At 41.3% G+C, this 15,574-nt stretch carries 14 protein-coding genes, 1 other RNA gene and 1 riboswitch; of the genes, 4 read left to right on the plus strand and 11 right to left on the minus strand.

The features are described 5' to 3' along the window. Nucleotides 1-15: 15 nt before the first annotated feature. From WKF66_RS14275 to metE, 10 genes are all read right to left on the minus strand, one after another. Nucleotides 16-2,943 (minus strand): DEAD/DEAH box helicase, encoded by a 2,928-nt coding sequence (locus WKF66_RS14275; protein ID WP_489675145.1) that lies wholly within the window; start codon nucleotides 2,941-2,943, stop codon nucleotides 16-18. Between the two features lie 59 nt (nucleotides 2,944-3,002). Further along, nucleotides 3,003-3,926 (minus strand): transporter family protein, encoded by a 924-nt coding sequence (locus tag WKF66_RS14280; RefSeq protein ID WP_489675146.1) that lies wholly within the window; start codon nucleotides 3,924-3,926, stop codon nucleotides 3,003-3,005. 10 nt (nucleotides 3,927-3,936) lie between these two features. After that, a complete protein-coding gene (locus WKF66_RS14285) occupies nucleotides 3,937-4,935 on the minus strand; it encodes a cytochrome-c peroxidase (protein ID WP_489675147.1) in 999 nt (332 codons plus the stop codon). Nucleotides 4,936-4,987: 52 nt separating this feature from the next. Next, entirely contained in the window at nucleotides 4,988-5,827 is an 840-nt protein-coding gene (locus tag WKF66_RS14290; protein WP_489675148.1) for an MbnP family protein, read from the minus strand. A gap of 19 nt (nucleotides 5,828-5,846) precedes the next feature. Next, the gene (locus WKF66_RS14295) at nucleotides 5,847-5,978 is read right to left on the minus strand and encodes a hypothetical protein (protein WP_489675149.1); all 132 of its coding nucleotides are present in this window, start codon (nucleotides 5,976-5,978) and stop codon (nucleotides 5,847-5,849) included. A 24-nt stretch (nucleotides 5,979-6,002) separates the two neighbouring features. After that, nucleotides 6,003-6,446 (minus strand): hypothetical protein, encoded by a 444-nt coding sequence (locus tag WKF66_RS14300; protein ID WP_489675150.1) that lies wholly within the window; start codon nucleotides 6,444-6,446, stop codon nucleotides 6,003-6,005. A 63-nt stretch (nucleotides 6,447-6,509) separates the two neighbouring features. After that, complete coding sequence (locus WKF66_RS14305) at nucleotides 6,510-6,713, minus strand: hypothetical protein (protein WP_489675151.1); 204 nt, start codon at nucleotides 6,711-6,713, stop codon at nucleotides 6,510-6,512. A 200-nt stretch (nucleotides 6,714-6,913) separates the two neighbouring features. Next, the gene (locus WKF66_RS14310; RefSeq protein ID WP_489675152.1) at nucleotides 6,914-7,300 is read right to left on the minus strand and encodes an acyl-CoA thioesterase; all 387 of its coding nucleotides are present in this window, start codon (nucleotides 7,298-7,300) and stop codon (nucleotides 6,914-6,916) included. A 185-nt stretch (nucleotides 7,301-7,485) separates the two neighbouring features. After that, nucleotides 7,486-8,499 carry a beta-ketoacyl-ACP synthase III gene (locus WKF66_RS14315; protein ID WP_489675153.1) on the minus strand — a complete coding sequence of 338 codons (1,014 nt, stop codon included), beginning with the start codon at nucleotides 8,497-8,499 and terminating at the stop codon, nucleotides 7,486-7,488. A gap of 55 nt (nucleotides 8,500-8,554) precedes the next feature. Next, nucleotides 8,555-10,873: a 5-methyltetrahydropteroyltriglutamate--homocysteine S-methyltransferase gene (gene metE, locus WKF66_RS14320; protein ID WP_489675154.1), complete on the minus strand. Its 2,319-nt coding sequence runs from the start codon at nucleotides 10,871-10,873 to the stop codon at nucleotides 8,555-8,557. 168 nt (nucleotides 10,874-11,041) lie between these two features. Continuing rightward, nucleotides 11,042-11,230, minus strand: a riboswitch (cobalamin riboswitch). Nucleotides 11,231-11,315: 85 nt separating this feature from the next. On the opposite strand from metE, the gene WKF66_RS14325 reads away from it, so the two are divergent. Continuing rightward, nucleotides 11,316-11,915, plus strand: coding sequence for an SCO family protein (locus WKF66_RS14325; RefSeq protein ID WP_489675155.1), 600 nt, complete (start codon nucleotides 11,316-11,318; stop codon nucleotides 11,913-11,915). Beyond that, the gene (locus WKF66_RS14330; protein WP_489675156.1) at nucleotides 11,912-12,337 is read left to right on the plus strand and encodes a c-type cytochrome; all 426 of its coding nucleotides are present in this window, start codon (nucleotides 11,912-11,914) and stop codon (nucleotides 12,335-12,337) included. Before WKF66_RS14325 ends, WKF66_RS14330 begins: the two co-directional genes overlap by 4 nt. Nucleotides 12,338-12,565: 228 nt before the next feature. Here the strand turns inward: WKF66_RS14330 and WKF66_RS14335 are convergent, their stop codons facing one another. Continuing rightward, nucleotides 12,566-13,576, minus strand: a complete 1,011-nt coding sequence (locus WKF66_RS14335) for a DUF3500 domain-containing protein (protein ID WP_489675157.1) — start codon at nucleotides 13,574-13,576, stop codon at nucleotides 12,566-12,568. Between the two features lie 159 nt (nucleotides 13,577-13,735). Here WKF66_RS14335 and rnpB point away from each other — a divergent pair. Beyond that, an RNA gene (gene rnpB, locus WKF66_RS14340) (RNase P RNA component class A) lies at nucleotides 13,736-14,112 on the plus strand. 56 nt (nucleotides 14,113-14,168) lie between these two features. Beyond that, entirely contained in the window at nucleotides 14,169-15,572 is a 1,404-nt protein-coding gene (locus WKF66_RS14345; protein ID WP_489675158.1) for a sigma-54-dependent transcriptional regulator, read from the plus strand. The last annotated feature ends 2 nt before the right edge of the window (nucleotides 15,573-15,574 follow it).

Below are 15,574 nucleotides of genomic sequence, written 5' to 3' on the forward strand. Positions count from 1 at the left end.
TTAAAGTTGCCAGCATTAGATTAACCCCAGTAAGTCGTCCTTTGATAAACTCTTGAATATAGACTCCTCGGACTTAATTAAATCGTTTGCTATGTCCATTTTTGAAGATTGCATCTTCATGATTTTCTCTTCTACCGTATCTGGACAAATTAGACGGACTGCTACCACATTTTTGTCTTGGCCAATGCGGTAAGCCCGATCAATCGCTTGATTCTCCACAGCAGGATTCCACCAGGGGTCAACCAGGTAAACATAATCTGCTTGTGTTAAGTTCAATCCTATTCCGCCTGCTTTCAAACTGATCAAAAATACCCTAATGTTCGGGTTGTTTTGAAACGAGTCAACAACTTTGCCACGGTCCTTCGTTTGGCCTGTCAGGTATTCATAAGGGATATCATTGCTAACTAATTCCGCTTTAATAAGGTCAAGCATTGTTACAAACTGCGAAAAGACCAGTATTTTATGGTTAGGAGCTTTATTCTGTATTTGTTCAATCAAAGCGTCCATCTTCGAGGAAGCATTACCATAATATTCATCGTTGTTCAACAAAGCGGTTGAATTGCAAATTTGTCTCAAACGGGTAATACCCTGTAGAACGTGCATGCTACTTTTAGCCAGCTCATCATCGGATCTGCCTAGGAGAAAATCCCGGATTTCGGTCCTTGCAGCATCATAAACCTCTCGTTGTCTTTGACCCATTTCACAAAAGATGGTCATTTCTGTCTTAGCTGGAAGTTCTTTTGCCACCTGCTGTTTAGTCCTTCGTAATATAAAAGGGTTGATCTTTCGCTGCAGTTCCTTGGCTCTTGTGCTATCCTTAAATTGATCAATAGGCACGGAGTACAACTGCTTAAATTGCTCCTTGGTCCCTAGTAAACCTGGACAAGCAAAAGAAAGTTGACCGTACAAATCAAAAGTATTGTTTTCTATAGGGGTTCCAGTTAGAACGACCTTGTTGCGGGATTGCAGCAGTCGTACGGCCTTGTATCGCTGTGATTCCGGGTTTTTGATGGTTTGAGATTCATCTAAAAAGATGTAATTAAACCGATATTCTTTTAAGAATTTAATATCTGACAGTAACGTGCCATAGGATGTTAATACGATGTCGTGCGCTGGAAACTCATCTACGATCTTCACGCGATCTGAGCCATACACGGTAAGCAAGCGAAGGCTCGGCGCAAACTTAGAAACTTCTTGTTGCCAATTTGTAATTAATGAGGCCGGAACTACTATCAAGTTAGTGTTATTGCCAATCTTCTCCTTTTGAGAAAGGATAAAGGCGATAACCTGAATGGTCTTCCCTAAGCCCATATCATCAGCTAAACAAGCGCCAAAGTTGAAGTCATCCAAAAAGTTGAGCCAGTTCAAGCCATCCTGCTGATACGGCCGGAGTTCTGCTTTCAGATCTTCAGGAACTTTAACCTGTTGAACGTGATCAAAGTCACCTAAGGCTTTTCGATAGATTACCAGCTGATCCTTAGTTTCCTGATTAAGCATTTCGTCCTCATACAATTCCTCTACAGCATTGTAATTGATCTTAGGGATCTTGATGATGTCATCAACTATCTCCCCTGCAGAGAAGTACTTTTCAAATTTCTTTATCCATTCATCAGGCACAATCCCCATTGTACCATCATCCAACTGAACGAACTTACTCTTGTTCCTGATTGACTTGTGTAAATGCTTTAGCGCAACGGTTTGCTTGTTAAATTTTACTTTAATAGCCGTTTCAAACCAATCCATCCCGCTAATTACGTTGATCGATATTTCGGCCTTATAAGGACTCAGCTTATTTTCTTTTAGTTCATTAAAGCCTAAAATGGCGATACCCTTACTTCTCCAAGCCTCAAAGGCGTCCAGAAACCATCCAGATTCTACAAACCTCTTTCTATGTAAATAGAAGCAGTCTGCATGCTTTTGTTCCTGAAACTCTTCCATTTGTTCTTGAAAGTAAGGGTGAGCTTTCCCAATGTCGGAGATCAATTGCAACTCCCTTTCTTGATCCCTGTCGAGCGTAAACACATTGCCGAGACGATCCTTCGACCTGATCTGTTTTTGTGATATCACCGGGATCTCAAGGCTTCCGTACCGCATCACGGGCGTGATTAAAACAAATTCACCTGATTCAGAGAGATAAACAATCTTCTCATTTTCCAAATCAAAGCCCTTTTCTTCAATCTGTTTCTTAGTAGCAGGCTTCAGGTAAGAGTAATTAATTCTGACCTTTTCTTCAATTTTCGATAAGATCTTTTCCTGAAACGCTTCGTACTCCGACTCATGTACGACGATAATGTCGCTATGTTGCTTGAAAAACTCCAGAACACTAAGAAAGTACGGATTGTCAATAAGGAAAAGACGTTCTTTGATTTGAATAAAGTAGTGATATTTAAGTTTAATATTAGTGATCGAGTAATCGGTATTGGCAAGGAAAAGCTTGCCAGATAGCTCGTAATACTCACCCTTTTTGTTAACAGTTAAGGTCAAGTTAATATCAAGTACATTGAGTTGGGCAGGCAGCAACGAGGCGGCATTTATGGTGCTCGATATCGTATCATCGTGAATATAGACTGGTAGTTTTAACGGATTGCGTGCTAAGGCCTTGAGTCCTTCCAGATCTGATTCTGATTTAACATCATTATAATTGTTTTTAAATTTAGCAACTCCACTGTAAAACTTTAATTCCTCCTGATCATTGGTCTTCCAAATAAAGTCCATTGCATCTAGAAACTTAAGTGGATTCTTTAACCTACCCGCATTTGTCATTGGTGCGAGGGCAAGTTCTACGACCAGGTTTCGGTAAAAACGGTGCTGACTAAAAATCAGCACCGTTTTATGATGATCGATTGTTAATTTGGGAATTGCAGAAGAACGATCTTCTGAAAGGATTCTTCCTAGTTTAGAAAAATCCATATGCTCCAAATTAAACCCCTCGTGTTCCTCCATGTATACTACGTTAAAGCCGACTCCGGTTTAAAGTTAGGAACATTTGCTAAATCGCAGCCTTAAAATGGTAAAGACACGTGAGCCATCATCCTATTTCCAGCAGTCGCCCTACCTCCAGCTAAATTCTGCGATGTTACTTTCTGAAAGTTCGCTCCAAAGGAAAGTCCCTTAAATGCAAACTCAGCACCTAAAACCAGGGATAAAGCATGTCCTCCGGAAACATCAACTGCATACTGGTCGTTTTCTACATCCTTGTCTGCGGTTTCGTACAACACACCAGCATTCGGAGCCACCGTAAATACATTTGCAATCCTGAACTTATGATAAAGCAATGCGTTTGCAGTGAGTTTATTTCCATAGCGGTATTCATGGCTATTCTCAGTATTCATCTTATACGTCACGTTTGTATTCAGGCCAAGATCATTATACCTCACATCATAAGCGGCATTAACGGTAAGGTCTGTACTCGCGGTACCCAATTGAAAGTTATTAGGAGATTCCTGAACCGCTAGTCGTTCCGATGGCTCATATCTTCCGGTCGGCGCTTTTACTCCTGCACCTATCCACAAGGATTGTACAAGCAAGCGTTCAGAAACAGTATTCATGTTGTCAAATAACTTGAAATATCCCATTACTGCAATATCTCCAAGCCCCCGCTTGTTGCCGTCTCCTGTCTGACTTTCCCTTCTATTGAAATTATAAGGCACGAACGCAAGTACCCGGAATCGTTTCCCAATATTCCAGCCTCCCCAAAGCTCAGTACTTTGGTAGGTTTCATCAGCAGTAAGCGGACTCCGCTCTCCCGATGGACCAAGGTGCGTACTTAAGGTCTTGTATTGGTATCTCAATCCCACAAAGCGTTTGTTGTACTCTGGAAGGATTCCCAAATAATAGCTTCCGACACCACAACCGCAGATATCACATGCTTTGGAGGTACCGAAACTTACAAGGAAAAGAAACAGTATTATATATTTTTTCTTCATTGTCTTTGTATTATTGCTCAGAGAGCAGTGTGTTATTAACGAAGTCAGTATCGTTCAATGTGTTCAAAAAAGCGGTCAACCTAAGCACCTCTTGATTAGTTAATGGAATTCCGGGTTTGCCGTCTTTCACCAGTTGTTGATCAAGATTAGGCGTGTTCTTTACCTCTTCCCTATAATGATTAAATACAGCGGTCAAGGAGAGGAATCTTCCGTCATGCATGTATGGCGCGGTGTACTGCAAATTTCTCAGAGAAGGAACTTTAAACTTATACTTATCTCCTTCCTGAAGGGTTGCAGTATACAATCCCATATCGTTAACATTACTGGCCGCAAGCCCATTGTTACGGAATGACCCATCTGTAAATAGCGGTTCTGAATGGCATCCAGCGCAATTGTTCTTAAAAAGAACGTAACCAGCTTGCTCCTCCTCCGTAAAGGCTGCGCCTTGCTCCTTACGCATCACCTTATCATACTTTGAATTGCTACTGATGCACATCAGCATAAACTGCGACAAGGCTTTCATAAAGCGGGTGGTATTGATGTCACTTGAGCCAAATGCCTGATTGAAAAGTGTTGTATACTTGGGCATTAGCCTAAGTTTGTTAAACACATTCTCTAACTGTTCATCCATTTCTTCATGTGCAGTAATCGGAACAATAGGTTGCAAGTCGAGATCATATACACCACCTCCCCACATAAACGCTTTGCTCCAGGCAAGATTCATTATTGGTGGAGAGTTTCTGGTCCCTAAGCGGTCATCAATGCCATGACTCACATCATGCCCATGCTGGGTAAAAGCTGAAGATTGAATGTGGCATGAGCCACAGCTTACCGTATTATTCCTGGACAATCTGGGCTCATAAAAAAGTGACCTACCTAATCCAAAACCGGCCTTAGTTACCGGATTGGCAGCAAACTTATATGCTGGATCTGGAAAGTTAACAGGACGTACAAATCCGCTAAAGCTGTCTAATACTTCGGTTAAAGGATTGTCCTTTTTACATGCCATAACAAAAGTTAAGACAGTCATAAGAACAATCCAGTGTTTTCTAACTGCCATCCTAGTTCTCCGTATGGTCGTGTTTGAACATTTCTGTCAGGTTTGCAGCGACTGAAGTACTAAAATCACTAAACATGACGGACGGATGTGCCGCAATGGAAAAGCTGTTTTTTCCGTTAAATACCTTCATTAAATCCACTAGCAAGTGAATATTACTTGTTCTGCCTGCTCTTACTTTAGCCAATCCGCCGGCATTTAAGTCGAGCGTTACCGTCTTAATGTTGTTTAGGGTTGGTGCCGAATAGCCACCAAACCCACCGATATGATACTTGAATTGATGTTTACCAGTTGGATCACCAGTTGCATCATTTGAAATGACACTGGAGTTCCCTTCAAACTTGAAGAAAATATAACCGGAGTTCCATCCCCAATACATTCCAGAAATATCATGGCCACCGCCGTAGGCCGGGTCTAAGACACCTGTACGTTTATCAACGTTCATCGTACTTCGCAAGCTATCAACGCCAAGTGTAAATTTTAATTTAGAATAATCACCTTCCGGAACTTTCACTTTTGCAAACCTCGTTGATTTATCAGCGCCACTAATTAAGAAATAGCTACTATCCTGGTTAACGGTATAAACCTTTCCATTAGTGGTAGTTACCTGTATGTTACTAATGAAGTACTGTAAGGATGATATGGAGAATTTTTCATTTGCACCATTAGTATAAAGGCTTCCTTGGTTGTCAAAAGTTAAGGTTCTATCGCCAACTATGTTCTCAAATTCTACAGATAGCGCCACCAGTTTTGACTCGTTAAAGTCAGGAGTTGCCTCATCATTCTTTGAGCAGGATGATAATAACAGTGCTACTAATAGTATAGTTAAATATATATTTTTCATGTTTTTTTTATTAAATGATTTACTGTCCCTTTTCTTGAAGGAGTACAACCATATCGTTAATTAATTTGCTCACGTCATTTTCGAGCGTTCCATCGTAAGCGCCACGTATACTTTTCTTTTGGTCAACCCTAATCAAGTATCCTTGATGCATAAAGCAGCCAGGTTACCCAGCCACTCACTTATTGAAGTTTTTAAGGTAATTGCCAGAACGCTCTATTTCCTTTTTGTAGAGGCTATCTATGGATGCAATCTTCTTTTTCTCTTGGTGAAAATAATTGACGGCTTCATCATTTGATTTCCCCGAAACGTCGGGTTCAAATTGATGCATCCAATCGTTCATATCTTCGTCAGCCCTAGCTAGGCTTCCAATAAGCGCTTTTAAGGTAATCGCTTCTTTAGCTGTGTCAATCACAGGAAACTTCTCTTTCAGCCCCTCCAGATCTTTCAGAAGGGTATCCATCTTCATTTGATTACGGACGATGATCGACTGATCTTCCATGACCTTGCCGTGAAATTGCATGACTTCATCCCTGACGACCTTATAGTCGTCTGATTTCTTTGGTTGGGCACAGCCCATAGCCACTCCTATCAAAAATAGGAACACTACTATCTTTCTCATAAATAAGGTACAGAATAATAAAAAGTAATTAATCTTAAGCGCAGAAATGCGCGATAATCGAACTTATGCCTCTTGAGGAGGATGGAATATAGCGTTCTTGATAGATTGGGGCATCCCTGTCGAAAGTGGAATATGTACTTCCACATTTGCAAAGGCGTAACGGTTAAACTTCAGCGGGCTAACAATAAGCGCATCCTGGAGTTGTGTCTTTTGCGCCTGACGTTCCTGCTTTTGCTCCTTATCTTGTGCCTGCTTTAGCTTTTTCATTAAGTAGCACTTACCGTTACAATGCAGATCAGGCTTATCCTTATTAACGCATAATTCGGCAGCAATGTACCGTTTGTTTATCTCAAAGCCCATATATACAAATACACCTGAACAATTCGCAACAAGCAAACTGAACAAAAGTAAAATAGCTATAGGCTTGGTAAACATTTGCGCAAATGTAATAAAAACGGCTTAATGATTTATCTTATAACACGCACAGGTTTTTTATTATCGTCGATGGCTACAAACGAAAACTCGCCAGTGACTGCCTTTTCACGATCTTCAGAATACATCTGCTCCGTAAAAATATCTACGCGAACTTTCATACTGGTATTTCCGACATGAACAACCCTCGCAACCAGCTCTACAAATGTACCAGCTGGAATCGGCTTGGTAAAATCGATCCTGTCACTGCTCACCGTAACCATGATCTGTCTGCTAAACCTGGTAGCAGCTATAAAAGCTACCTCATCCATCATCATCATTGCTGTACCACCAAAAAGCGTATCATAATGATTGGTCGTATTTGGAAATACAGCCTTAAAGACTCTCGTTTCCGAAGCCTCTATCTTCTCTTCTATTGTCATGATTAATTGGATTAAAATAATAACAAAGGCATCTAACCAGATCGGTGGTGTCACCCCTCCTCATTACCAAAAACGAACGCCCTTTCTAAGACGAAAATGTAAAAGTTAGCTTCTCAGCCAGGCCTAAGAATTTTTGCCTTTCTTCAAGGCAAAAGGTTCCAGACTGGGCGGAGAATGCTTGCTTTTTAAATTTGCTTCGCCCCCCTTAGTGAGCCCCACTTCAAATACGTCGCTCCCCATGAAAACCCAGCACCAAAAGCCGTTAGAATCATCTTATCGCCATACTTAAAGTCATCCTTGAAGTCCCATAAGCACAAAGGAATCGTTGCTGCAGTAGTATTTCCGTATCTATCGATATTCACTTTCACCTGGTCAGCTGTTAACCCAAGGTAATCACCTACAGATTGTATAATTCGTAAATTAGCCTGATGTGGAATCAGATAATTGATTTGTGAACTAAGCAGGTCGTTAGACTTCAATACTTCATTACAAGTATCAGTCATACCCTGTATGGCCGCTTTAAAAACAACCCGACCATCCTGACGCACAAAATGAAGTTTATCATCGATTGTTGCTTGAGAAGCCGGATTCTTGGACCCTCCCGCAGTTACGATAAGATTCTCTTTTCCGCTTCCATCTGTTCTGAAAAAACTGTCCATTAGCCCGACTGGTTCTTCAGTTTCCTCCAAAAGGACGGCGCCTGCGCCATCTCCAAATAAGATACAGGTATTGCGGTCAGTATAGTTGACTATAGAACTATTTTTATCGGCACCAATTACGACAACTTTCTTGCAGCGACCGCTTTCAATCATACTTGCACCCATTGTAAGGGCATAAAGAAATCCGCTACATGCTGCATTCGTATCAATGCCCCAGGCGTTCACAAGGCCTGCCTTTTCACAAACCATGCTGCCGGTTGAGACCATCACATAGTCAGGCGTTGAAGTAGAAACAATCACACAATCAATTTCATCAGGCCTTACATTACCGTCTTCCATTAATTTCTGCAACGCATAGGTGGCCATGTCAGAGGTGGCGATGTTAGGGTCATTAACGATCCTTCTCTCCCTAATCCCTGTCCTTGACTCAATCCATTCGCTATTCGTATCCACCATCTTCTCCAGGTCATGGTTACTTAAAATCGTATCCGGAACATATCCTCCAACCGCAGTAATTACTGCATTCTTCCTTATTCTCATTCGTATGCTTGTAGTTCATAAAAAAGGGCAAACAGCTACGCCTGCCCTTGTTTTCCTACAAAGTTACGGGTTCTTGCACAGAATTCCGCAGAACTTTTGCTGCTGCAACCATTTCGATCAAAGCTTTCTTAGTTTCATCCCAATGTCGTGTCTTCAAACCACAGTCCGGATTAACCCAAAGTTGATCGATAGGAATCACCTTTTTGGCTTTCTCTAGTAGCTTAACCATTTCATCCACAGAAGGAACACGAGGAGAATGGATGTCATAAACGCCTGGCCCAATCTCATTTGGATAGTTGAAGTTTGCAAAGGCATCAAGAAGCTCCATTTGTGATCTAGAGCATTCAATGGTAATGACATCAGCATCCATATCGGTAATGTTCTGTATGATGTCGTTAAACTCTGAGTAGCACATATGAGTGTGTATCTGTGTTTCATCGCAAACACCACTCGCGGAAATCCTGAACGCTTTAACTGCCCACTCTAAATATGCTTTCCAATCTTGTTTTCGTAAAGGAAGTCCTTCTCTGATTGCTGGCTCATCTATCTGAATGATTCTAATACCAGCTTTCTCCAGATCTACAACTTCGTCTCTTATAGCTAATGCAATCTGATTACAAGTCTCAGAACGGGCTTGGTCGTTGCGCACAAAGGACCACTGTAGAATAGTAACCGGACCAGTTAACATTCCTTTAACCCACTTTTTCGTTAGTGATTGTGCAAACGAAGCCCATTTTACCGTCATTGCCTTAGGTCGCCATACGTCACCATAAATCACCGGGGGCTTAACGCATCTTGAGCCATAACTTTGAACCCAGCCATTGCTTGTAAATGTAAAGCCCGCTAGTTGCTCACCGAAGTACTCCACCATATCATTACGCTCAAACTCCCCATGAACCAATACATCTATGCCACTATCCTCTTGAAAACGTATGGTCTCTTCGGTTTCCTTCTCCAGCAAAGCATTGTAGTCTTCGAGTGATAACTGCCCTTTTTTGAAACGTGCACGCCAGCTTCTTACTTCAGGAGTCTGGGGAAATGAACCGATTGTTGTCGTAGGGAACAAAGGCAACTGGAGCGCCTCGCGCTGCAAGATCTTCCTTACACTAAAATTGTTCTTGCGATGATCATCGTTAAAATGTATGTCCGCAACCCGTTTTTTAAGCTCAGTATTATTTATCAATCGAGAATCAGCTCGACGTCCAACAGATCTGATATTTTGATTTAGTTCATCTGCATCAATTGTCTCATCTACTGATAACTTAGCTATGTATACGATCTCTCTTAACTTCTGTTTAGCAAAAGCCAGCCAATCCTTGATTTCAGATGTTAAAATAGTATCATTAGTCTCGTTATCGAGATCACATGGAACGTGTAGTAGCGAACAAGAAGCACTTATAATCAATCCATTAAAAGGTATTGACAAAAGTGTTTGTTTAATAGTTAAAATGGACGATGAATATTCGCTCTTCCAGATATTTCTGCCATCAACCAATCCAAGTGATAACATTAAGTTAGCGGGCAGTTTAGCCAGAATGGCCTCTAACTGTTCAGGTCTTTTTACCAGATCGATATGCAGTGCCGTAACTGGAAGTGACAAGGCAAGTTCGGTATTCTCCCCCAAGCTCTCGAAATAGGTTGCCAATAAAATCTTAAGGTGCGGGAACTGCTTCCGAATCTCTGTATAAACATACTTAAAGGCGGATTTATCTTTATCTGTGAGATCCAGACATAGAAACGGTTCATCCATCTGAACCCATTCTACATGCTGTTCATCTAACTTTCTAAAGATCTCCAGATACACTGGTAGAAGACTTTTTACCAAATCAATCCTATCGAAACCCGGCTCTTTTTCTTTACCTAACAAGAGATAGCTAACAGGACCGATAATTACTGGTTTTGTATTGATGTCTAGTCTTTTAGCTTCATTATACTCATCAAGTAGTTTACTTGAAAATAGCTTAAACTGCTGATCTTTTGTAAACTCAGGAACGATATAATGGTAGTTTGTATCAAACCATTTGGTCATTTCCATTGCGGTAATATCCAGACCATTCTTCTGATAACCCCTGGCCATGGCGAAATACAAATCCAGTTCGTTGTTTTCCTCATTAAAAATAACTTCATGGTAACGCTTTGGTATGGCTCCAACCATCAAAGAAAGGTCTAACACCTGGTCATAAAATGAAAAGTCATTGGAAGGGATCAGATCTATGCCTGCTTCCTTTTGAAGTTCCCAGTTGTGCTTTCGGATGTCTCGCCCCACCTGCACTAAATTTTGGATTGTTGTTTTGCCCGACCAGTAGCTTTCGCAGGCTTTTTTGAGTTCTCGGTTGCTACCAATTCGCGGGTAGCCAAGATTGTTTGTTAGCATTGTTTTTGCAATTAATTGAAAAAATCAGTTAAAAGCCTTTGCAGCACTTCACAATGCTCTGCCTAAATGAAATAAAGAAAAATGTGACGCACGCAGCAAGCCCTGTTAATTACTTAACACGGTTTCTAATATGCATCAAACTTAACCCTTGCTTCAAATCGCGAAAGCATTGTCAAATCGGTTTAGGCAGGTCTCCTGACTTGTAACATCCTTACCATCCTTCCCATTTTCCAAGAAAACAGTGGATATGCTTTGGTAAAAACTTTTTGGTTACTTACAGTTGCGCGACAGCTCGTGATTTACACACGATTCCCTATTAATCTACAGCTAAGTAAAACCTATTCCGGTTGATGAAGAAATAAAGTAAAGAACTTGTTGTCGCAAACTTATGTAAAAAGGATATCAATACCAATTTGTACATTTGCCAGACAACATTTGAAATATGAAAACCAAAGAATTACCCTTGTTAAGCCTGTTGTTTTCCATCTTATTTTTAATCTCATCCTGTAAAGAAGATAAGCCACTTCCATTTATAAGTCCTGCACCTATAGCCAGCTTTAACTTTTTAAATCAAGACAGTGTAAGCATCACAAACCAGACTTTCAAAGGCAAAGTATATATCGCAGATTTCTTTTTTACCTCTTGTACCAGTATTTGTCCAACAATGCATAGAAAGTTGAAGGCCATTTTTGAAGAATACAAAGACGAACCTAATCTTATGTTCTTATCTCACACCATCGATTATAAGTATGATGTCCCCTCCAAGCTAAAACAATACGCAGAGAAATTGGGTGTTGATGGTCCAAAGTGGCAATTTGCCTATGGGACAAAAGACGCCATTTACAATATTGCAGAAAAAAGCTACCTATCGGCAGTAATTGAAGATCATAACGCAAAAGAAAACTACATCCATCAGGGATGGTTCTTATTGATTGATGGCAACGGCCGCATGCGTGGTGCGTATGACAGTACACGTGATGAGGAAATTGAGAAGCTTAATAATGATCTAGAGAACCTCCTATCGGAAACAAAAGCCAAATGATCTTGAGAAAATACCTTCTGGCCGCCATCGTTCTTTGCACTGTAGCATCTGTAATTTTCTCCTGTCAGGATGCCGGTAAGGTGCAACAAGATATGTACTACACCAATGGACGCGATCTCTACATTGCACATTGTCAGAACTGCCATGGTGCCAAAGGAGAAGGTTTGGCTAAACTTGCACCTCCGCTTACGGATACCCTATTCTTGAAAGCAAATAGGAAAAAGTTAGCCTGCTGGATAAAAAACGGTGTATCTGAGCCGATGGTTGTTGGCGGAGTAAAGTATGAGGGAAAGATGCCCGATCATAACTTTGCAAACATTGATATCGCACAGATCATTGTATACATCACCAATGATTTTGGAAATAAGCAAGGGAACTACACTCAACAGGAAGTAGCTGCTGATCTTTCTGATTGTAAGTAGTCTAAATCACCTTAAACCTTCTTTTAAATTGCTTCAGTACCAAAGTCGGTACTCGTTCGGGTCTGGCTTTGGTTGACGCCGGTATTTCGGCACTATGATTACACGGTGAGGCCGCCTTTTCCCTAGCAAAAGGCGGCCTCACCGTGGCCTCACTGCGGCCGCATGGCGGCCTCACTCAAAGCCAGACCCGAGTGTGAACCGATCTAATACAGACCTTCGTTATGAACCTTAAAATTGAAAACTTCCAGCATAATCGCGGAGATGGTCACGATACACCGTATGATAATGTATGCCTTGCGGGAAGACAGCTCCAGGCTGACAAATGAACTCTATCCAAACGCCAGGACCGTCGATCCGTACGTAATCAGTTCGTTTGTTCAAGTCTATATCCCCATAGAAGGAAATAAAAGTTTCATTGATTTCTGAAGTATAACTTTTCATAATTTCTTTAGCAGTTGTTTCACTGGCAACATGAACCCATTGTTTCATGGCAAAGATAACTTTGGCTTTCTGTTGAGCGGTCAGCTCAGAACCACTTAGCCCTGCTTTAACCGTCGGGAAGGCGCCATCTCTACCCGGACCAACAAACACGTCGCCATAGCCTTCCTTTAATCTTGCCTTGGCTACCTGATCAACAGATAGGGAATGCAATAAAGCAACCAACGCGTCATGGTTGCTTTTTAATGTTGTATTTTCAGGCGGCTCTAAACCCATAAATAACGGCGATGCGGATACCTGTTTACCCTCACTAAATGTAAGATTTACCGCCAAATGGTGACCGCCGATTTGTAATTGCCACTTACCTTTCCCATTTGGCATTCCTAAAAATGCGATGATGTAATTATCAGAAGAATATTCTGTTCGTCCCTTACCTAAAAAAGCATCGGCCTCCATGATCCCCATTACCTGGTCGTAACCCGCACCAGCAGATTCGCCTAATGCTGCTTTTGCTACGTTCTTAGCTAACAAAAGCTGCGCCGGTGACAAACTACCAAAGAGTATCCCTACCCTGCACTGCAAGCCACAGGGTAAGTTGGTCCATTTTACTGCATTTTCTCGACTATAGGAAACCACTGCCATCGTTTTTTGCTCGGGGCTTAGGGACCCTATAAATGCATCAGAAGCAGATTGCACGTCCTTATAAGCAAAAACGGACGCCTGTGTATAACCACAGATAAATAAAAGTCCAAATACCAACCAAACCACCCGATAAAACAGCAAATTTCCTATCTTTTCCATTGCCTTAAAATAACAAAAAAACCCTTCCAATCCCACCCTAATTTTTCCAACCCAAGAACAAAAATACCTTCTCAGAGAAGGCCTAGGAAATTTGGCCCTTTTCCGGGCCAAAGATTCCAGACTTCTAAGAGAACGGTTTTTTTGTATCTTCGTAGCAAAAATGCAAGCCGTTCTATCGCTGCGAACTCGTTTCGGAGAGGAAAGTCCGGGCAACATAGAGCATCTCGCTTCCTAACGGGAAGAGGTTTAGGAATGAATACCTGAATCATGGAAAGTGCCACAGAAAGCATACCGCCGATGGCCCTTAAAGCACAGGTAAGGTTGAAAACGTGAGGTAAGAGCTCACGATTTTTCCGGGAGACCGGAGGGATTGTAAACCCCGGGAGTTGAAAGACCAAATAGGCTAACGCATGTAGGGCTGCTCGTCCGATGTTAGTGGGTAGGTCGTTAGAGATAAATGGCAACATTTATACTGGATTAATGATAGAAGTCTGATTTATTGGATACAGAACCCGGCTTACAGGCTTGCATTTTTTTATATTCCATTTTAATTGTAATATATTAGCGCACTTATAAATTGAGATCAATACCTATGGCAAAACTGTTAATAATTGATGATGAGCGGGCGATTAGAAGCACTTTAAGAGAAATTCTGGAATACGAGAATTACGAAGTCGAAGATATTGACAATGGAATTGATGGACTTGAATTAATAAAGAAAAAGAAATTTGACCTGGTACTATGCGACATCAAAATGAACCGCATGGATGGTATGGAAGTTCTTGAGCAAGCGCATGCATTTAGTCCTGATCTTCCTTTCATCATGATCTCTGGCCATGGTACCGTCGAAACGGCGATTGAAGCTAGTAAGAAAGGTGCGTTCGACTTCATCTCTAAACCACCAGATCTGAACAGACTTTTGATTACAGTTAGAAATGCCCTCGACAGAGGAACATTAGTTACTGAAACGAAAGTTCTGAAACGTAAGGTCAGCAAGACAAAAGATATTTTAGGTACTTCTGACAATATCACCAAGATCAAAGAAACCATTGAGCGTGTAGCACCAACTGAGGCGAGGGTGTTGATCACTGGCGCTAATGGTAGCGGTAAAGAGCTCGTGGCGCGCTGGCTTCACGAAAAATCTAATCGTGCAGACAATCCACTGATCGAAGTTAACTGTGCTGCTATACCATCAGAGTTAATTGAAAGTGAATTGTTTGGCCATGAGAAAGGATCATTTACGTCGGCAGTAAAACAACGTATTGGTAAATTTGAACTTGCAAACGGTGGCACCCTTTTCCTGGATGAGATCGGTGACATGAGTTTATCGGCTCAAGCCAAAGTTCTGAGAGCGTTACAAGAACATAAAATTAGCCGTGTAGGTGGAGAAAAAGAACTTGAGGTTAACGTTCGAGTGTTGGCTGCAACGAATAAAGATCTGATGAAGGAGATTGAGGCTGGGAACTTCCGAATGGATTTGTATCATCGCCTTAATGTTATTAATATTCATGTTCCGCACTTGAGAGAGCGTATTGAAGACATCCCTGAAATTGCTCAGAGCTTTTTAGAAGACATTTGTAGAGATTACGGGATGCCTGTTAAGAAGATCAGTGAAGGCGGCATGACTGCTTTACAAGGTTTGCCATGGACAGGAAATGTTCGCGAGCTGCACAATATGATTGAACGTCTCATTATTTTGAGTGATAAAGTAATTACTGAGCATGATGTAATTGCCTTTGCCAACCCAGGTGGTGGAACTAACATCGGAGCTGCAGTAAGTAATGGAAGCCCAATGACAGTTTCCAATAACAGTCTTGATTATGAAAAGTTTACCAATTTCCAGGATTATAAAGACCACGCAGAACGCGAGTTCATTAAATTTAAACTGGAAAAGAACAACTGGAATGTATCAAAGACCGCTGACGACATTGACATTCAAAGAAGTCACCTATATAGTAAAATAGAGAAGTTTGGTTTAAAGAGAGTAGCTGAATAAGG

This window comes from Pedobacter sp., assembly GCF_037719805.1.
Taxonomy (GTDB): Bacteria; Bacteroidota; Bacteroidia; order Sphingobacteriales; family Sphingobacteriaceae; genus Pedobacter.